This window comes from Streptomyces sp. NPDC029138 (assembly GCF_055564375.1).
This window is the reverse complement of sequence record NZ_JBVHWM010000111.1, coordinates 1-19893: the sequence shown is the minus strand read 5'-3', so window position 1 is coordinate 19893 and position 19893 is coordinate 1. Positions and strand designations below refer to the sequence as shown.

The 19893-nt window shown below is 70.1% G+C and carries 14 protein-coding genes and 1 pseudogene; 12 read left to right on the top strand and 3 right to left on the bottom strand.

Features of this window, described 5'->3' with window-relative positions:
- Positions 1-133 precede the first annotated feature (133 nt).
- The 3 genes from ACZ4WH_RS42490 to ACZ4WH_RS42480 all read left to right on the top strand — a co-directional run bounded on the left by ACZ4WH_RS42490 (position 134) and on the right by ACZ4WH_RS42480 (position 7883).
- Positions 134-5029: a DNA repair ATPase gene (locus ACZ4WH_RS42490; RefSeq protein WP_468191262.1), complete on the top strand. Its 4896-nt coding sequence runs from the start codon at positions 134-136 to the stop codon at positions 5027-5029.
- 278 nt (positions 5030-5307) lie between these two features.
- A complete protein-coding gene (locus ACZ4WH_RS42485; protein ID WP_468191259.1) occupies positions 5308-6582 on the top strand; it encodes a cation:proton antiporter in 1275 nt (424 codons plus the stop codon).
- The gene (locus ACZ4WH_RS42480) at positions 6579-7883 is read left to right on the top strand and encodes an ArsB/NhaD family transporter (RefSeq protein ID WP_468191256.1); all 1305 of its coding nucleotides are present in this window, start codon (positions 6579-6581) and stop codon (positions 7881-7883) included. The genes ACZ4WH_RS42485 and ACZ4WH_RS42480 overlap by 4 nt, the downstream gene beginning before the upstream one ends.
- Before the next feature lie 19 nt (positions 7884-7902).
- Here the strand turns inward: ACZ4WH_RS42480 and ACZ4WH_RS42475 are convergent, their stop codons facing one another.
- Positions 7903-8388: a CBS domain-containing protein gene (locus ACZ4WH_RS42475; protein WP_468191253.1), complete on the bottom strand. Its 486-nt coding sequence runs from the start codon at positions 8386-8388 to the stop codon at positions 7903-7905.
- 192 nt (positions 8389-8580) lie between these two features.
- On the opposite strand from ACZ4WH_RS42475, the pseudogene ACZ4WH_RS42470 reads away from it, so the two are divergent.
- From ACZ4WH_RS42470 to ACZ4WH_RS42435, 8 genes and pseudogenes are all read left to right on the top strand, one after another.
- Positions 8581-8850, top strand: a pseudogene (locus ACZ4WH_RS42470) (amino acid permease); the annotation flags it as partial.
- A 120-nt stretch (positions 8851-8970) separates the two neighbouring features.
- Complete coding sequence (locus tag ACZ4WH_RS42465; RefSeq protein ID WP_468191250.1) at positions 8971-9111, top strand: hypothetical protein; 141 nt, start codon at positions 8971-8973, stop codon at positions 9109-9111.
- A complete protein-coding gene (gene kdpF / locus ACZ4WH_RS42460; RefSeq protein ID WP_016434100.1) occupies positions 9108-9197 on the top strand; it encodes a K(+)-transporting ATPase subunit F in 90 nt (29 codons plus the stop codon). The genes ACZ4WH_RS42465 and kdpF overlap by 4 nt, the downstream gene beginning before the upstream one ends.
- 8 nt (positions 9198-9205) lie before the next feature.
- Positions 9206-10870 (top strand): potassium-transporting ATPase subunit KdpA, encoded by a 1665-nt coding sequence (gene kdpA, locus ACZ4WH_RS42455; protein WP_468191247.1) that lies wholly within the window; start codon positions 9206-9208, stop codon positions 10868-10870.
- Complete coding sequence (gene kdpB / locus ACZ4WH_RS42450; RefSeq protein WP_468191244.1) at positions 10867-13002, top strand: potassium-transporting ATPase subunit KdpB; 2136 nt, start codon at positions 10867-10869, stop codon at positions 13000-13002. The genes kdpA and kdpB overlap by 4 nt, the downstream gene beginning before the upstream one ends.
- Positions 13003-13007: 5 nt before the next feature.
- Positions 13008-13676 (top strand): potassium-transporting ATPase subunit C, encoded by a 669-nt coding sequence (locus ACZ4WH_RS42445; RefSeq protein WP_468191241.1) that lies wholly within the window; start codon positions 13008-13010, stop codon positions 13674-13676.
- 127 nt (positions 13677-13803) lie between these two features.
- The gene (locus ACZ4WH_RS42440; protein WP_468191238.1) at positions 13804-14487 is read left to right on the top strand and encodes a response regulator; all 684 of its coding nucleotides are present in this window, start codon (positions 13804-13806) and stop codon (positions 14485-14487) included.
- A gap of 2 nt (positions 14488-14489) precedes the next feature.
- Positions 14490-17036: a DUF4118 domain-containing protein gene (locus ACZ4WH_RS42435; protein ID WP_468191235.1), complete on the top strand. Its 2547-nt coding sequence runs from the start codon at positions 14490-14492 to the stop codon at positions 17034-17036.
- A gap of 222 nt (positions 17037-17258) precedes the next feature.
- On the opposite strand, the gene ACZ4WH_RS42430 is transcribed toward ACZ4WH_RS42435, so the two are convergent.
- Both ACZ4WH_RS42430 and ACZ4WH_RS42425 read right to left on the bottom strand, forming a co-directional pair.
- On the bottom strand, positions 17259-18044 hold the full coding sequence (locus ACZ4WH_RS42430) for a hypothetical protein (protein WP_468191265.1): 786 nt from the start codon (positions 18042-18044) through the stop codon (positions 17259-17261).
- 119 nt (positions 18045-18163) lie between these two features.
- The gene (locus ACZ4WH_RS42425) at positions 18164-18844 is read right to left on the bottom strand and encodes a DUF488 family protein, N3 subclade (protein ID WP_468191233.1); all 681 of its coding nucleotides are present in this window, start codon (positions 18842-18844) and stop codon (positions 18164-18166) included.
- Between the two features lie 682 nt (positions 18845-19526).
- Here ACZ4WH_RS42425 and ACZ4WH_RS42420 point away from each other — a divergent pair.
- Positions 19527-19893: hypothetical protein (locus tag ACZ4WH_RS42420; protein WP_468191230.1), on the top strand; the 367-nt coding region annotated here is incomplete at its 3' end.

Sequence of the window (19893 nt, the reverse complement as noted above, 5' to 3'; positions counted from 1 at the left end):
CCCCCCCCCCCCCCCCCCCCCCCCCCCCCCCCCCCCCCCCCCCCCCCCCCCCCCCCCCCCCCCCCCCCCCCCCCCCCCCCCCCCCCCCCCCCACCACCCTCGTCCGCAACCTCCTCGAAGGGATGAATCGTCCATGGCCACCGCCCTGGAGACCGGTGCGTACGACGCCGTGGAGGCCGGCACCTACGAGGTGCTGGGCGACCGGCTCGCGGCGCAGGCCGGCGAACTCGCCCGGCGTGCCGAACTCCTCAACACCCGTCGCGTCGAGGAGTTCGGGACGGCACGGCTGGAGCTGGCCGGTACCCGGCGCCTGCGTACGGAGCACGCGTGCGTGCCGCGTGACGTCGTGGCCGTCGGGAACACCTTGCTCGTCGGCGCCACCGACCGGCCCGGCCCGCGCCCGCAGACGCGGGTGGCCGACGTGTTCGCTCTGTACGACCGCGACCTGAACCGGCTGCCCGACACGGCCGTACCGGGCCTGATGGACGACCCGGCATTCGTGCGGGAGTTCGCGGACCTGCACCGCTACTACCGGCAGGCCCGCCTGCTGCGGCTGCGTCGGATCGACGGCAGACTGCTGGCGGTCTTCCGCACCGGCGAGAAGACCGACGACATCCGCGTGCTGCGCTGGGCCCTGGACGAGACCGGCCGGCCGGCGTTCCTGGACGCGCGCGGCGAACGCGACGACACCTTCCCGCCCTCCCACGACTTCACCTGGACCGAGGCGACCCGCGAGGACCATGTCCTGGGCCGTCACCCGCACGTCTCCGTTCAGGGCGAGCTGTACGTCTCCGCTATCGGCGGTGCGCTCACTGTCAAGCTGGAGAACGACACCGAGACGGGCGAGGGCATCCACAGCGAGCCGGTGGACGAGCCGCTTCAGGCGCTCGCCGACGCGGACATCGCCCACGCGCGCGCGGGCGCCCTGATCCTGCTGCGCGTGCGGCCGTACAAGGAGGACGCCCACCGGTACCTGGTGTTCAACACCCTCACCAAGGCGGTCGTCCGCCTGGACGGCCTCGGGCAGGCGTGCCGCCGCCTGCCCGAGGACCAGGGCATCGTGTTCCCCGGCGGCTACTGCCTGGCCACGGGCGCCCACAAGCGGTACGAAACCGATGCGAGCGGCCTGGAGTTCGAGCGGGAGGTCCGCTCGCCCAACGGTGAGGACGTGCTGTACGCGTTCCACGCCCGTGGGGAGAGCCGTGGTCTGCTGCTGTCGTACAACACCATTCGCAAGGAGTTCTCGAACCCGCTTCCCTGCCGCGGCTGGGCCCTGTTCGACGACGGCGCTTTCGCGGTGCTGCGCGCCGAGGGCGAGGAACCGGCGCAGGTGCATCCGGTGCAGCTGTGGAACTCGCCCTACGTCTCCGACGCCCACGTCACCACCGCCCCCACCGGGAGCGGCGCACTGGGGCGCGTGGGCAACGCCGACCTCGTGCGGGGCATCTCCGCCTGCCTGTCCGTCGCGGGCCTGGCGCGGGAGGGCATCACCACCAGCGAGGGCTACCGGGCGCTCGCCGCCGCCTGTGTGCGCGCCGCCGACGCCCACCACTGGCTGGACGAGGCCGACCTGGGCGACCTGCTGGGTGCGCTGGAGGCGGTACGCGGGACGGCCGAGCAGGTTCTGGCCGAGTTCGAGACCGTGCGGACGCTGACCCGGCAGGCCGCCGACGCTCTGGACGAGGCCGCCGAGCGGATGGCGTCCGTCGTCCGCCGCCTGCGCGGTGAGGCGCCGAAGGAGGCCGCGGCCTGGGTGCGGGGGCTGACCGACCTGCGGCACGCCCACGGCCACCTGCTGACCCTCAAGGAGATGCGGTACGCGGACGGCGCCCGCCTCGACGCCCTCGCCGCCGAGGCGGAGGCCGACCTGGCCGCTCTCGGGCAGCGGGCCGTGGTCTTCCTGGCCCGCGAGGACGCCTTCGCCGGCCAGCAGAGGGATGTCGAACGGCTCGTCGCCGACGCCGAGGCCGTCACCACCGTCGCCGAGGCGGCGCCGGTGGCCGCCCGGCTGGACGAACTCGGCGACGCTCTCCGGACGGTCACGGACGTCGTCGCCGCTCTGGACACGAGTGACGCCACTGTCCGTACGTCCGTCCTGGAGCGCATCGCAGGGGTGCTGGCCGGCGTCAACCGGGCCCGTGCCACCCTCGATGCCCGTCGCCGCGCACTGGCCGACCGCGAGGGCCGCGCCGAGTTCGTCGCCGAAAGCGCGCTGTTCGGGCAGGCCGTCACCGCGGCCCTCGCGGTCGCCGACACCCCGCAGACATGCGACGACCAGCTCGCCCGTCTTCTGAGCAGGCTGGAGGACCTGGAGTCCCGCTTCGCGGAGTCGGACGACTTCCTCGGTGCGCTCGCCGACAAGCGCACCGAGGTCTACGACGCCTTCGCCGCCCGCAAGCAGTCGCTCGCCGACGCCCGCGCCCGCCGTGCCGAGCAACTCGCCGCCTCGGCCGGCCGCATCCTGGAGACGATCACCCGGCGCTGCGCCGCCCTCTCCGACGCCGAGGCGATCGCCACCTACTTCGCCTCCGACCCGATGGTGGCCAAGGTCCGCCGCACCGCCGACGACCTGCGCGTCCTCGGTGAGAGCGTGCGGGCCGAGGAGCTCGACGGCCGCCTGAAGTCCGCCCGCCAGGAAGCCGACCGCGCCCTGCGCGACCGCACCGACCTGTACGCCGACGACGGCCGCACTGTCCGCCTTGGAGCCCACCGTTTCACCGTCAACACCCAGCCCCTCGACCTGACCCTCGTCCCGCACGGCGACGGCCTCGCCTTCGCCGTCACCGGCACCGACTACCGCGCCCCGGTCACCGACCCCGGCTTCGCGGCCAGCCGCGCGCACTGGCACCGCACCCTGCCCTCGGAGTCACCAGAGGTCTACCGCGCCGAGCACCTGGCTGCCCGCCTGCTGCGCGAACGCGGCCCGGCCGCCCTCGCGGCGGCCGAAGACCTCCCGGCCCTGGTGCGCACGGCGGCGCAGGAGGCATACGACGAGGGCTACGAGACCGGCGTCCACGACCACGACGCGACGCTCATCCTCACCGCACTCCTGCCCCTGTACGAGGGCGCCGGGGCCCTGCGCCACGAAGGCGCCGCCCGCGCCGCAGCCCAGCTCTTCTGGACCCACGGCACCACCCCCGGGGCGCGCCAGACGTGGACCCGGCGCGCACTTTCGCTGGCCCGCGCCCGGGACGCGTTCGGGCCGGCACCCGCGATCGCCGACCTGGAGCGGGAGTTGGCGGAGGAGATCGGCGGGGAGTACGCGGGGGCCGCCGCCTCCTACCTCTTCGAGGAGCTGACGACCGCCCCCGACGGTTTCGTCCTCAGCGCGAGCGCCCGCACCCTGCTGGACAAGTTCCGTCGCACGGCCGGCACGAGCGCCTACGCCGACGACCTGACCGCGCTCGACGACCTCGCGGCCCGCCGCCAGTTGGTCGAGGCGTGGCTGTCCTCGTACGCGGCAGCCACCGGCACGGATCTCGCCCCGGGCGATCTGGCCGAGGCCGTGGCGGCCGAACTCTGCCCGGACCTGCCGCGCCACGTCGGCGACGCCCCGCTCACGGCGACGGCCCAGGGCCTGCTGGGCACGCACCCCCGCGTCACCGCCCGCCGACTGCCCCTGCGCCTGGACGAGTTCCTCGCCCGAACGGCACGCTTCGCGGAGCAGGACGTGCCCGCCCACCGCGCCTACCAGCAGCGGCGCACCGCCCTGGTGGCCGCCGAACGCGCCCGCCTGCGCCTGGACGACCACCGCCCGCGCGTCATGTCCTCCTTCGTCCGCAACCGGCTCGTGGACGAGGTCTACCTGCCGCTCATCGGCGACAGCCTGGCCAAGCAGCTGGGCACCACGGGCGACACCAAGCGCACCGACACCGGCGGCCTGCTTCTGCTCCTCTCCCCGCCCGGCTACGGCAAGACGACCCTCGTGGAGTACGTGGCCGACCGCCTCGGCCTGATGCTGGTGAAGGTCAGCGGCCCGGCGCTCGGCCACGCCGTCACCTCGCTCGACCCCGCCGAGGCCCCGAACGCCACCGCACGCCAGGAGATCGAGAAGATCAACTTCGCGCTGGAGGCGGGCAACAACACCCTCCTCTACCTGGACGACATCCAGCACACCTCTCCGGAACTGCTCCAGAAGTTCATTCCGCTGTGCGACGCCACACGCCGCATCGACGGCGTCCGGGACGGCGAACCGCGCACCTACGACCTGCGCGGCAAGCGGTTCGCGGTCTGCATGGCCGGCAACCCCTACACCGAGTCCGGCAGCCGCTTCCGGGTGCCGGACATGCTCGCCAACCGCGCCGACGTGTGGAACCTCGGCGACGTCCTGACCGGTAAGCGGGACGTCTTCGGCTTGAGCTTCATCGAGAACGCGCTCACCGCGAACCCGGTCCTCGCCCCGCTCGCCGGCCGCGACCGCGCCGACCTCGACCTGCTGGCCCGCCTAGCCCAGGGCGATCCGACGGCCGGAGCCGACCGGCTGACCCACCCCTACCCGCCCGCCGAACTGGAGCGGATCCTGGCGGTCCTGCGGCACCTGCTGACGGTCCGCGAGACGGTCCTGGCGGTCAACGCGGCCTACATCGCCTCGGCCGCCCAGTCGGACGCGACCCGCACCGAACCGCCCTTCCAGCTCCAGGGCTCCTACCGCAACATGAACAAGATCGCCCAGCGGGTCCAGCCGGTCATGAACGACACCGAGCTGGCGACCCTGATCGACGACCACTACCGGGCCGAGGCCCAGACCCTGACGACGGGCGCAGAGGCCAACCTACTGAAGCTGGCAGAGCTGCGCGGCACGCTCACCGCCGATCAGGCAGCCCGCTGGACAGACGTGAAGGCGGCGTACGTCCGTGCCCAGACGCTCGGCGGCCCGGAAGACGACCCCCTCACGCGAGCCGTGGCGGCACTCGGGCTGCTCGCGGACCGGATCACCGCAGTCGAGACGGCCATCACGCGCGCCGCCGACCCACGCCACCTGCTCGTCAACCCGAACGCCGGATACGCGGCCGAGCGGAGGCAGCCGTGATGGTGTACTTCCTCGCGCCGGTGGCCGCGGCCTCGGTCATTGTGGTGCTGACCACGTTCGTCCTGGTGCGTCGCGACCGCCGACGAACGACATCGGCTGCCGAACGCCTGCGCTGACGCGGCCTCGGTTGCCGGAACCCGGCAACGTCCCCGCCCTTGCGGTGCCCGTTGCCGATCTGTCAAAGACGCATCAAGGGCCGGTAAGGTTCCCACCGGTGTGCCGGGAAGTCTGGTCGGCGAGCAAGGGACAGATCTCTGCTCCGATCGGGGGCGTTTCCGGTGGTTCTTGTTGCCGTTTTCGGCGTGGCTCTGCTCGTCGCGGTGCTGCTGTCCGGGCTCGCCGCCCGCACCGTGCTGTCCACTTCCTTCCTCTTCCTCCTCGGTGGCGCGCTGGTCAGCGACGGCTTTCTCGGGCTGATCCACATCACCCCGGACAGCGAGATCGTGTCGGTCACCGCCGACCTGGCGCTCTTCGCGGTGCTGTTCACCGACGGCCAGCACGTGTCCTTCACCAAGTTGCGCACCAACTGGCGCAACCCGGCGCGGGCGCTGGGCCTGGGCATGCCCCTGGCGTTCGTGTTCATGGCGCTGGTCACCCACTACCTGGTCGGCCTGGACTGGACGACGTCCTTCCTGGTCGGCGCGGTGCTGGCGCCGACGGACCCCGTGTTCGCGTCGGCGATCGTGGGCCGCAAGGAGGTCCCGGCGAAGCTGCGGGAACTCCTCAATGTGGAGAGCGGCGTCAACGACGGCCTGGCCCTGCCCGTCGTACTGCTCCTCATCGCGGCGGCCGGCCCCACCGCCACCGGGCACACCGGCGAGGCGTCACTGGGCCGGATCGCCCTGGAGCTGGCCCTCGGCCTTGCCTTCGGCGTCCTACTCCCTCTCGTCGCGGGCGGCCTCGTACGGTTCCGGCTGCTGGGCGCCGAACCCAAGTTGCAGCCCCTGCTTCCGCTGGCGACCGGGATCATCCTCTACGGGCTGTGCCACCTCACTCACGCCAACCCCTACCTGGCGGCGTTCTCCGCCGGTGCCGTCCTCGCCGCCGTCTCTCCCGAGGCAAAGGAGGCGTTCGAGCCGCTGGGCGAGGTGCTGGCGGAGCTGGCGAAGTTCGCGGCCCTGCTGGTGTTCGGGGCGCTGCTGACGCCGGCGCTGTTCGGGGACCTGTCGTGGCAGGGCTACGTGGCGGTCGTCCTGGCGATCGGGCTGATCCGGCCGGCCTCACTGCTGATCTCCCTGGTCGGCACCCGGTTCGAGCGGCGCGAGAAGCTGACCGCGGCCTGGTTCGGCCCGAAGGGCTTCGCATCGGTGGTGTACGGGCTGCTGGTGCTGCGGTCCGGCATCCCGCAGGCGGAGCAGGCGTACACCCTGATCGCCGTGTGCATCGCCTTCTCGATCGTGGCGCACTCCAGCACCGACGTACCCATCGCCCGCATGTTCGATGTCAAGGACCTGGTCGGCATCCCCGACGACGAGGACGACCAGGTCGACGGCGCCCCCGGGGCCCCCGGAACCCCCGGAGCCCTCGGACAGGAGAGAAAGACCACCGTATGAGTGACTGGCACAGCTGGGCGGCCGTAGCCGTGTTCGCCGGCGCGTACGTACTGATCATCACCGAGCGTGTCCACCGCACGGCCGCGGCCCTCGGCGGTGCCGGCTGCATGCTCGCGATCAGCGCCACCGACGACAAGGCGGCGTTCTACTCCGAACACACCGGCATCGACTGGAACGTCATCTTCCTGCTGCTGGGGATGATGGCCATCGTCGGCGTACTGCGGCAGACCGGCTTGTTCGAGTACCTGGCGATCTGGTCGGTCAAGCGGGCCAGAGGCAAGCCGTTCCGGGTGATGACGATGCTGGTGCTCATCACCGCCGCCGCCTCCGCGCTGCTCGACAACGTCACCACCGTGCTGCTGATCGCCCCGGTCACCCTGCTGGTCTGCGAGCGCCTCAGCCTGCCCTCCGCCCCCTTCCTGATCGCCGAGGTGTTCGCCTCCAACATCGGCGGCACCGCGACCCTCGTCGGCGACCCGCCGAACATCATCATCGCCAGCCGCGCCGACCTGACCTTCAACGACTTCCTGGTCCACCTGGCCCCGATCGCCGCCGTGCTGACCCTGGTCCTGCTGGCGCTGTGCCGGGTGATGTTCCGCAAGGCGTTCGTCTACGACGACGAGCGCGCCGCGCAGGTCATGGCGCTGGAGGAGCGCGAGGCCATACACGATCCGAGGCTGCTGTGGCAGGGCCTGGCCGTCCTGGCCCTGGTCGTCGCCGGGTTCGTCCTCCACCCGGTGCTGCACTACGAGCCCAGCGTGGTCGCCCTGCTCGGCGCCGGCCTGCTCGTCGCGGTCTCCAAAGTGGAGACCCGGCAGGTCCTGGGCGAGGTGGAGTGGCCCACCCTCGCGTTCTTCGTCGGCCTGTTCGTCATGGTCGGTGCGCTGATCGAGACCGGCGTCATCGGTGACCTCTCCCGCGCCCTGGCCGACGCCACCGGCGGCCGGGAACTCGGCGCCATGCTCACCCTGCTGGGCGGCTCGGCCGTGCTGTCCGGCATCGTCGACAACATCCCGTACGTCGCCACCATGGCGCCCATCACCGCCGACCTGGTCAAGGACATGGGCGGCGCGGCCGACGGCCACCACGTCCTGTGGTGGGCGCTGGCCCTGGGCGCCGATCTGGGCGGCAACGCCACCGCCATCGGCGCCAGCGCCAACGTGGTCGTCCTCGGGATCGCCGAACGCAACCGCCAGCCGATCTCTTTCTGGCAGTTCACGAAGTACGGCCTCGTCGTCACGGCGGCCACCGTCGCCCTCTCCGGGCTGTACCTGTGGCTGCGGTACTTCGCGCTCGCCTGAGCCACGGTGAGCCGACGGATCAGACCTCCGAAGCCCTGCTCGGCGTCTCCGCCCTCCCCAACAGTTCGTGCAACAGATGGGAGGCGGTGATGACGCCGAGCAGACGCGTGCCGGCCTTGTCCTTCTCCGCCACGGCCACCAGCGGGCTGCGCACCCGGGCCATCAGTGCGGCAACCTCCAGCGCGGTGTCGTCCGGATCGGCGATCGGCGGCGGCGCCGCGCTGCGCGAAAGGCACTCTCCGACCCGCCTTCCGGTCAGCGCCTGGCAGAGCTGGTCAGCATGCTGCTCGTCGACGACCGCGGCGAGCGCCGGATCCTCGATGACGTAGTCCGGCACCAGGATCTTGACCATCTGGGACGCGGGCAGGATGGCCTTCGGCTCCCCCCGCTCGTCCAGCACCAGCAGCCCCGGCAGCCTGTGCTCGGCCATCAACCGGGCCGCGTCGAGGGCGTCGCTGTCGACGCTCACCGACTCGTACTCCACCGCCAGGTCACGTGCACGCACGATCGGCTCCTCGTCTGACTGCTCAGTACCTGAGCCCAGCGTCGTACGAGACCACTCTCCGCGCCAGGTCATCGCGGTGAAACTTACGCAGCCCTTGCGGCGCCCAACGCATGTGGACGGAACACCGACCGCGACTCGGACGTACACGTCCCTGAGCACGTTGCCAGGGCCCCGCGGCACAGCGACTGGAGACTGGAGCGGGCGTGGGCCGAGTGGAACCCGGGGGCGCCGCTGGTACGGCTGTCCTGCGAGCGGCGCAGCCTGGGACGTCCCATCGCCGCGTACGTCCGTGAGATCGCCGCTGCCGAGCCGGCCACCCGGGTCACCGTGCTGATCCCGGAGACCGAGCCGGAGCGGCTGTGGCAGCGGCTGCTGCAGAACCAGCGGGGCGCGGTCGTCGCGCACGCCGTGCGGCGGGAGACGGACGCGGTGATCTGTCGGCTGCGCTTCCAGCTCATGTGAGTCGGGACACCAGCCGTCACGGCGGCCTACTCACCGGTATCGACCAGGGGCCGTAAGAGTTCCGTCAAAGCCGAACGGGCCGCCGTAAGAGAGCCGTCAACGGACGACCGGATCCGGCCAGTGAGGCGCTTTCCTCTAATCGTCCGTTTCAACCGAACCTCACTCCAGGAGTTCGCGATGGCCGATCTGGCCTTCGTCGTCACCGTGCTCGCGGGTTTCGCGCTGGTGGCCCTCGTCGCCAAGGGGGTGACGAAGCTGTGACCGCCGAGAACATCGTCGGCCTGGTCGTGGCCGTCGCCCTGCTGGGCTATCTCGTCCTCGCCCTGATCTTCCCGGAGAGGTTCTGAGCCAAGACATGGGTCCCGTACTCGCCGGCGTGCTCCAACTGCTGGCCCTCATAGGCGCGCTGGCACTCGCCTACATTCCTCTTGGCACCTGTATGGCGAAGGTCTACTCCTCGAAAAAGCACCTGCGGGTCGAGAGGTGGATCTACAAGGCCATCGGTGCCGACCCGGACACGGAGATGACCTGGCCCGCGTATCTGCGGGGCGTCCTCGCCTTCTCGGCGGTCGGCGTGCTCTTCCTCTACCTGCTCCAGCGGCTCCAGGGCGTGCTGCCCGGCTCGATGGGCTTCGCCTCGGTGAACCCGGCGCAGTCGTTCAACACGGCTGTGTCGTTCGTGACCAACACCAACTGGCAGTCGTACTACGGCGAGCAGACGATGGGGCACGTCGTACAGACCGCCGGTCTGGCCGTGCAGAACTTCGTCTCCGCCGCCGTGGGCATGGCCGTCGCCGTCGCCCTCGTCCGCGGCTTCGCCCGCTCGCGCACCGGTGAGCTGGGCAACTTCTGGTCCGACCTGGTGCGCGGCACGCTGCGGATTCTGCTGCCGCTCGCGGCGGTCGCCGCCGTCGTGCTGGTCGCCTGCGGGGCGATCCAGAACTTCTCCGGCATCCACGAGGTGGGCCAGTTCATGGGCGGCTCGCAGCAGTGGAACGGAGGTGCGGTCGCCTCGCAGGAGGCCATCAAGGAGCTGGGCACCAACGGCGGCGGCTACTTCAACGCCAACTCCGCCCACCCCTTCGAGAACCCCACCCCGTTCACGAACCTCTTCGAGATCTTCCTGATCCTGGTGATCCCGTTCTCGCTGACCCGCACCTTCGGCGTGATGGTCGGCTCGGTGCGGCAGGGGTACGCGATCCTCGCCACGATGTTCACCATCTGGCTGGGCTTCGTCGCCCTGATGATGTGGACCGAGTTCGCCCACCACGGCCCGGCGCTCCAGGCGGCGGGCGGGGCGATGGAGGGCAAGGAGGTCCGCTTCGGGGTCGGCGCCTCGTCGATCTTCGCTGTGACGACCACGCTCACCTCGACCGGCGCGGTGGACTCCTTCCACTCCTCCTTCACCGGCCTCGGCGGCGGGATCACGATGCTGGGCATGATGCTGGGCGAGATCGCGCCCGGCGGTGTCGGCTCCGGCCTCTACGGCATGCTGATCCTGGCGGTCATCGCGGTGTTCATCGCGGGATTGATGGTGGGCCGTACGCCCGAGTACCTGGGCAAGAAGATCGGTGCTCGGGAGATGAAGCTCGCCGCCTGCTACATCCTGATCACGCCAGCCCTGGTGCTGGTCTTCACGGCCGCCTCCATGGCCCTGCCCACCCCGCCGCACTCGATGCTCAACTCCGGCGCGCACGGCTTCTCCGAGGTGCTGTACGCCTTCACGTCGGCGTCGAACAACAACGGCTCGGCCTTCGCCGGCCTGAACGCGAACACCGACTGGTTCAACACCATGACCGGGCTCGCCATGCTGCTGGGCCGCTTCCTGCCGATGGTCTTCGTCCTGGCTCTGGCCGGCTCGCTTGCCGAGCAGAAGCCGATCCCGGTCACCGCGGGCACCCTGCGCACCGAGAAGCCGCTGTTCACCGGCCTGCTGGTGGGCGCGATCCTGATCATCACCGGTCTGACGTACTTCCCGGCCCTGGCACTGGGTCCGCTGGCCGAGGGGCTGGCGTCATGACCGTCCGCACAGAGAAGAAGCACGAGGACTCGATGTCCACTCCCACTCTTGCGCCCCACCAGGACGCGCCGACCGGGCACAAGCCCGCCGAGGGTCGTGTCGGCGCGGGCCTCTTCGACCCCGCGCAGCTGGTCAAGTCGCTGCCCGACGCCTTCCGCAAGCTCGACCCGCGGATGATGGTCAAGTCGCCCGTGATGTTCGTGGTGCTGATCGGCTCGGTCCTCACCACGGTGTTCTCCCTCAAGGACCCCGGCGACTGGTTCGGCTGGACCATCAGCGCCTGGCTGTGGCTGACAGTGATTTTCGCCAACCTGGCGGAGGCGGTCGCCGAGGGCCGTGGCAAGGCGCAGGCGGACACGCTGCGCAACGCCAAGACCGACACGGTCGCCCGACGACTGCTCGCGGACGGCACGTCGGAGGAGCAGGTCCCCGGCACCGAGCTGCGGATCGGTGACCTCGTGGTCTGCGAGGCGGGGGACGTCATCCCCGGTGACGGTGATGTCGTCGAGGGCGTGGCCTCGGTGGACGAGTCGGCGATCACCGGCGAGTCGGCGCCGGTCATCCGCGAGTCCGGTGGCGACCGCAGTGCCGTCACGGGCGGTACGAAGGTGCTGTCCGACAGGATCGTCATCAGGATCACGACGAAGCCCGGCGAGACCTTCATCGACCGGATGATCGGCCTGGTCGAGGGCGCCGCCCGGCAAAAGACGCCCAACGAGATCGCGCTGAACATCCTGCTGGCCTCGTTGACCATCGTCTTCCTGCTCGCGGTGGCCACGCTGCCCCCGTTCGCGGACTATGCGGGCACCCACCTGACCATGGTCGTGCTGGTGGCCCTGCTGGTCTGCCTGATCCCGACCACCATCGGCGCGCTGCTCTCCGCGATCGGCATCGCGGGCATGGACCGCCTCGTGCAGCGCAACGTGCTGGCCATGTCGGGCCGCGCGGTGGAAGCCGCTGGTGACGTCTCGACGCTGCTGCTGGACAAGACCGGCACCATCACGCTCGGCAACCGCCAGGCCGCCGAGTTCCTCCCGGTCAAGGGCGCCACCGAGGCCGAGGTCGCGGACGCGGCCCAGCTGTCGTCGCTGGCCGACGAGACTCCCGAGGGCCGCTCCGTCGTCGTCCTCGCCAAGGAGAAGTACGGGCTGCGCGAGCGCCACCAGGGCGAGCTGGCGCACGCCGAGTGGATCGAGTTCACCGCGCAGACCCGCATGTCGGGCGTGGACGTCGACGGGCGCAAGATCCGCAAGGGCGCCACCGCCTCGGTCATCGCCTGGGTCGAGGAGCGGGGCGGCACGGTCGCCAAGGACGCGGACGCTGTCGCGAACCGCATCTCCGAGGCCGGCGGCACCCCGCTGCTGGTCGCGGTCGAGGACGACAAGGGCGCCCGTGTGCTGGGCGTCATCCACCTCAAGGACGTCGTCAAGGAGGGCATGCGGGAGCGGTTCGAGGAGCTGCGCCGCATGGGGATCAAGACGGTCATGATCACGGGTGACAACCCGCTGACCGCCAAGGCGATCGCGGAGGAGGCGGGCGTGGACGACTTCCTCGCCGAGGCCACCCCCGAGGACAAGATGGCCCTCATCAAGCGAGAGCAGGCCGGCGGCAAGCTGGTCGCGATGACCGGTGACGGCACCAACGACGCGCCCGCGCTCGCACAGGCGGACGTCGGCGTGGCGATGAACACCGGCACGTCGGCCGCCAAAGAGGCCGGCAACATGGTCGACCTCGACTCCAACCCGACCAAACTGATCGAGATCGTGGAGATCGGCAAGCAGTTGCTGATCACCCGAGGCGCGTTGACGACGTTCTCCATCGCCAATGACGTCGCGAAGTACTTCGCGATCATTCCGGCGCTGTTCGCCGTGGTCTACCCGGGCCTGGACAAGCTGAACATCATGCATCTGTCCTCGCCCGACTCGGCGATCCTGTCGGCCGTCATCTTCAACGCGCTGATCATCATCGCGCTGGTGCCGCTGTCGTTGAAGGGCGTGCGGTACCGGCCGATGAGCGCGGACCGGATGCTCCGGCGCAACCTCGGGATCTACGGCCTGGGCGGCCTGATCGCCCCCTTCATCGGCATCAAGATCATCGACCTGCTCATCTCCCTCATCCCCGGAATCGGCTGATCGCCATGAACAACTCCGTAACGAACACCGCCCGGTTGCTCGGGGCGGGCCTGCGCGCCCTCCTCGTGCTGACCCTGGTGACCGGCGTCATCTACCCGCTGGTCGTCACCGGCATCGCCCAAGGACTGTTCCACGACAGGGCGAACGGCTCCGAGATCAAGGCGGACGGCAAGGTCGTCGGCTCGTCCCTGATCGGGCAGTCGTACAACCTGCCGCTGAAGAAGGGGCAGGAGACGCCGGAGCCGGACCTGAAGTGGTTCCAGGGCCGCCCGGCCAACGGGCTCGGCGCCAACAGCGTCAACACCCGGTACAAGCTGATCCTTTCCGGCGCCACCAACCTTGCCGCCGACAACAGGGACCTGGTCAAGCAGGTCGAGGACGCCAAGGCCGCCGTCGTCAAGGACAACTCGGTGCCCGGCTACACGGTCAAGCCGTCGGACGTCCCCGCGGACGCGGTGACCTCCTCCGGTTCGGGCCTGGACCCGGCCATCTCCCCGGAATACGCCGAACTCCAGGTCCACCGCGTCGCCGCGAAGAACGGTCTGCCCGTCTCCGCGGTGGAGAAGCTGGTCAAGGACGACACCGAGGGCCGCACCCTGGGGTTCATGGGCGAGCCCCGCGTGAACGTCCTGGAACTCAACATCGCGCTCAAGGACCTCGCAGCGAAGCACTGATGGAATGACGCGACACGGGAGTGGGCGGCCGGGGGGCGTCCTCGGGCCGGCAACTCCCACAGTCACGACATCGGTCGGATCGCTCCCGGCACCCAGGCCCGACGTACGACAGGAGAGGCACACACCCATGACCCGGGTGCTCGTGGTGGAGGACGACCCGCAGCTCGTCCGCGCGCTCGTGATCAACCTTCAGGCCCGCCACTACGGAGTGGACGCGGCCCCGGACGGCGCCACCGCGCTCCGGCTGGCGGCTGCCCGCCAGCCGGACGTGGTGCTGCTGGACCTCGGCCTGCCCGACATGGACGGCGTGGACGTCATCGAGGCCCTGCGCGGCTGGACCCGCGTACCGATCATGGTCCTCTCCGCCCGCCAGGCGTCCGACGAGAAAGTCGCCGCCCTCGACGCGGGTGCCGACGACTACGTCACCAAGCCCTTCAGCATGGACGAGCTGCTCGCCCGGTTGCGGGCCGCCGTCCGCCGCACGGAGACCACGTCGACGGCCTCCGGGACCACGCTGGTGGAGACGGAGGATTTCACCCTCGACCTGCTCGCGAAGAAAGCCGTGCGGGCCGGCCAGGACGTCCGTCTCACCCCGACCGAGTGGCACCTGCTGGAGATACTGGTCACCAACGCGGGCCGCCTGATCACGCAGAAGCAACTCCTCCAGGAGGTCTGGGGCGTCTCCCAGAGCAACAAGACCAACTACCTGCGCGTCTACATGGCCCAGCTGCGGCGCAAACTGGAGAAGGACCCCTCCCACCCCCGCTATCTGATCACCGAGCCCGGCATGGGCTATCGCTTCGAAGGGTGAACATGGCACGCGGCAAGCTCCGGATCTACCTCGGCGCGGCACCCGGCGTCGGCAAGACCTACGCCATGCTCTCCGAGGCGCACCGCCGGGTGGAGCGGGGGACCGACTGCGTCGTGGCCTTCGTCGAGCACCACAACCGGCCGCGCACCGAGGTGATGTTGCACGGCCTGGAGCAGGTGCCGCGCAAGGAGATCGAGTACCGGGACAGCGTCTTCACCGAGATGGACGTGGACGCTGTCCTGGCTCGCCGCCCCCTGGTGGCCCTCGTGGACGAACTGGCTCACACCAACGTCCCCGGCTCCCGCAACACCAAGCGCTGGCAGGACGTCGAGGAACTGCTCGTCGCGGGCGTCGACGTGATCTCGACCGTCAACATCCAGCACCTGGAGTCGCTGGGCGATGTGGTGGAGTCGATCACGGGGGTGCGGCAGCGGGAGACGGTCCCGGACGAGGTGGTCCGGCGGGCCGACCAGATCGAGCTGGTCGACATGTCCCCGGAGGCGCTGCGCCGCCGTATGGCGCACGGCAACATCTACAAACCGGACAAGGTCGACGCGGCGCTCTCCAATTACTTCCGCCCCGGCAACCTCACCGCCCTGCGCGAGCTGGCGCTGCTGTGGGTGGCCGACCGGGTCGACGCCTACCTGACCGAATACCGCACCGAGCACCGGGTCTCCACGATCTGGGGCTCACGGGAGCGGATCGTGGTCGGGCTGACCGGCGGTCCCGAAGGGCGCACGCTCATCCGTCGCGCCGCGCGCCTGGCGGAGAAGGGCGCCGGCGGCGAGGTGCTGGCCGTCTACATATCCCGCAGCGACGGCCTGACCTCGGCGTCCCCGAAGGAACTGGCCGTCCAGCGCACCCTGGTCGAAGACCTCGGCGGCACCTTCCACCACGTCGTCGGTGACGACATACCCGCCGCCCTGCTCGACTTCGCCCGCGGAGTGAACGCCACCCAGATCGTCCTCGGCGTCTCGCGCCGCAAGGGCTGGCAGTACGTCTTCGGGCCCGGCGTCGGCGCCACGGTGGCCCGGGAGTCCGGGCCCGACCTGGACGTGCACCTCATCACCCACGACGAGGTAGGCAAGGGACGCGGTCTGCCCGTCGCCACCAGGGGCGCGCGGCTCGGCCGAGCCAGGGTCATCTGGGGCTGGCTGGTCGGTATCGGCGGGCCGCTGTTGCTGACCTGGCTCCTGAGCGGCTTCGTCCCCGGCGTGGGGCTCGCCAACGAGATGCTGCTGTTCCTGACGGCGACGGTGGCAGCGGCGCTGCTGGGCGGCCTCTTCCCGGCCCTGGCCTCGGCGGTGGTCGGTTCCCTCCTCCTGAACTGGTACTTCACTCCACCGGTTCACACATGGACGATCTCCAACCCGAAGAACATCGTCGCCATCGCCGTTTTCTTCGGCGTCGCCGTGTCGGTTGCTTCCGTGGTGGACCTCGCCGCCCGCCGTACCCACCAGGCGGCCCGGCTCCGCGCCGAGTCGGAGATCCTCTCCTTCCTCGCGGGTAACGTCCTGCGGGGCGAGACAACCCTGGAGGCCCTCCTGGAGCGGGTCCGCGAGACCTTCGGCATGGAGTCGGCGGCCCTGCTGGAACGCGAGAGCGACGTCGCGCCCTGGACGTGCGCCGGCAGCGTCGGCCCGCGGCCCTGCACCGCCCCCGACGACGCGGACGTCGACGTCCCGGTCGGCGACCACCTCTCCCTGGCCCTCTCCGGCCGCGTCCTGCCGGCCGAGGACCGCCGGGTCCTGGCCGCCTTCGCCGCGCAGGCCGCCGTCGTCCTGGACCGCCAGCGCTTGCAGGAGGAGGCGGCGGAGGCGAAGGAGCTGGCCGAGGGCAACCGCATCCGCACCGCCCTGCTGGCCGCCGTCAGCCACGACCTCCGTACCCCGTTGGCCGGCATCAAGGCGGCGGTCACCTCTCTCCGCTCGGACGACGTGGAGTGGTCCGAGCAGGACCAGGCCGAACTCCTGGAGGCGATCGAGGAGGGCGCCGACCGCCTCGACCACCTGGTCGGCAACCTGCTCGACATGTCCCGCCTCCAGACCGGCACGGTCACGCCGATCATCCGCGAGACCGACCTGGACGAGGTGATCCCGATGGCGCTGGGAGGCGTACCCGAGGACAGCGTCGACCTCGACATCCCGGAAACCCTCCCGATGGTCGACGTCGACCGCGGCCTGCTGGAACGCTCGGTCGCCAACGTCGTGGAAAACGCGGTCAAGTACAGCCCACCCGGCGAGCGTGTCCTGGTTTCCGCCAGCGCCATGGCCGACCGGGTGGAGGTACGCGTGGTGGACCGCGGCCCGGGCGTCCCGGACGAAGCGAAAACCCGTATCTTCGAGCCCTTCCAGCGGTACGGCGACTCCCCGCGCGGCGTCGGCGTCGGCCTCGGCCTCGCGGTGGCCCGCGGCTTCACGGAAGCCATCGGCGGCACCCTCAACGCCGAGGACACCCCCGGCGGCGGCCTCACCATGGTCCTCACGCTCCCGACGGCACCCCAACGCCGCCCGGAGGAGCCCGATCGCGTATCGGCGGTCACGCCGTGAGCAGCCGAGCCCCCGAGAGCCTTAGGCACCGGGCGGAGCCGTCTCGAGGTCCTCACAAACCAGGGACGTCAACATCCCGTCAGAGACGCCCCGTTCGGCGTCAGCATCGCGTCAGGAGCCGTCCCGGAACCGCGCCGCGGACATGGCGTCGACGACAAGCCCCGGCCCGCCTCCCCGCGTCCAGGGCGCTCACTGTCTCTCCCTTTCCGGCAGCTCCGCAGCTCAGTCTGCGAACAGGCTGTCCTGGACGTACTGGACGACATGCTCCTTCGGGTAGAAGAGTCCCAGCAGCATGAAGGTTCTGGGGTGGGCTGCGATGTTGCCGACGAAGAAGTGGACGGCGCGATCCCGGTTGAAGATCGAGTCATACCAGCGCTCCCGCAGCTTGTCGTGTACGGCGCGCTCGCCGTACTTGCGGAGGAACTTGCGGTACGACGCACCGGCCTCCCAGTCCTTCAGCGCCATGTCATGTGCGGGGCAGTCGTCGTCCGCGCAGCGGAAGCGGTAGCGGAAGTCCAGGGGCACCCACTCAAGCGGAGCCAGGTCCTGCTCGAAGAGATCGAGTTGGTCGGCCAGCGCGGCTTTCGACTCGGACCAGGGCTCGGCCGCCGTCAGCCGGAAGCTGACATTCCGGGGCCGGAAGACGCCGAGCGAGGTCCGACGCTCCTCCTGATCCTTCTTGATCGCGCACAGGGACGGTGCAACGAGCGGCTCGACGTACGTGTACCTCTGCTTCCAGTCACCGCCCGCCGGCACCGCGCCCACGATCTTGAGGGTGTCGAGGTCCGGCCGCAGGCTCTCGGGCCGCGAGTCCCGCCTGCCGTGCGGTTCGACGTCGACCTCGATGATCGAGTACTTGGAGAACCGAGCCTCCTCTGCGAGGAGCCGGAACGGCACCGGGAAGAGCCGTACGTGCTGTGGTGCACCTTGGTCCAGGCGTATGCCCGCCACGCAGCTGGTCTCGCGGTACTTGTTGGACAGCTCCGGATACGTCTTCACCGTGATCATGATCCGTGCGCGCTGACGATTCCCCGATCCCATGGTTGCCCCCTCCACAGATCTCCCCGGTCGATTGGAGGAGAGGCATGCGCCACTGGCAAGGGCGCGTGCGGGAACGAGGGGTGAAGTCAGGCCAGGGGGATCACGGGCACGGAGGCCCGCTCGTGGACCGTCTCCAGGACGACCTGCCGGTGACAGCGGTTCTCGTCCTTCTCGAAGCACAACACCGCAACTCGCGACCGCCGGGCGTGTTCGGCCAGACGGTCCAGATCGGCCTGCGCCTCCTCGGATTGGAGCAGCCCACGGAACCGCGCCTTGCCCACATCGAGCCGTCCGTCCCAGAACGGCGCCCGGTTGTCCTTGGGATTGCCCAGGCCACGCAGGTGGGTGTACACGATGCCGGCCTCGGCTAGTGCCTGCCCGAGGCGGGTCTTGCTGAAGCCCTTCTTGCGACTGATCGGCGTGAGCCGGACGTCAGCCACGACGTCGATGCGGCTGTCGACGAGCGAGGTGACGAACGAGTCGATGTCCCGTCCCTCATACCCGGCGGACCACAGGCCGGGGGTGGCCCTGGTCTCCCGGAAAAGATCATCCAGGGAGACCTCAAGCGCCTCGGCGACCGCGCCGACGGTGAAAAAACCTGGCTGGATCGCTCCCTCGCTCTCCAGGCGGGCCAGCGTCCTGGGGGCGACTCCTGCTTCTTTGGCGAGCCGCTCGCGCGTCCACCCACGGGCCTCTCGCAACTCGCGCACCCGCTGAGCGAGAGCGCGGGCGTGGTTAGGAGGATGCGCTGAGTGATGGCCTGCCATGTGTCGTGATCCTAATGGCCGTTGAGGCGGCTGGGCATGGTGTTCCCGGTCAGCTGCGGGGCCGGATTCGCGAATGTGCAGGTCCGGGTGGACTCAGCCGCCGCGCCGCATGCAGCCCCGGCAGGTACCTCCTGGGAGAAGCCGACCAAGATCTTCTCCCGGATTTCTCCCAAACGATCGCCGGGAACCACTCAGGGGCCTGATCCACTCGGTGGATCAGACCCCTGACCTGGTACTACGGCGTCGGGGTGGCGGGATTTGAACCCACGACCTCTTCGTCCCGAATGAGGTTCGGTTGGCGAGGCTGCCAGCTTCGATCACGTTTCCCCAGCTCAGACGGATGGGCTCGGTTGGTGTCGCGGCGCCTGGAAGGGGTCCGGGGAGCGGGTTGGCTCCCAGATGGCTCCCAGGGCGTGCACCCGAAGGGCTCTGCACGCCTGCCCGCCACCCGTTCGACCCCGAGTTCTGGCGGAGGCGCGGGCCCGCCTCACCGCGGCCCCGTTGGTCATCTCTTCGGCTGACGAGGTGATCGCCCACCCGCTCCTCGGAACGTCATCACGGCCAACCAGCAGGAGAACTCTGAGACGAATGGTCGACGGGCCCCATCACGCGCAGCGCCGACATGGCACTCCCTTTACCCGCCTGCCCTATGGTCGGAGCCGCAGCTGCCAAGGGGGAGGCGATGGCGATGGGCGACGGCAAGGTGCCCGGCAAGGTCCTGGACATCAAGACCGCCGACATCAAGGCGGCGGCACCGGCCTTCCACCAGGGGGCCATCGATCTGAGCAAGGCGCTGACGACACTCATCCAGACCCTGGACGGCCTCGGTGAGCCCTGGGGCCACGACGAGCAGGGCGACAAGTTCGGCGGTGCCTACAAGCCGCAGCAGAAGAAGATCGAGAGTGCGGCGGGCATCCTCGTGCTCGGTCTGACGAGCATTCACGAGGCGCTGGTGGACCTGTCGGACGGGCACGTGGACAACGACCAGCTCATCGCCGGCATGTTCACTGAAGTGAAGACCGACAAGCAGAGCGACGGTGCCGGTGAGC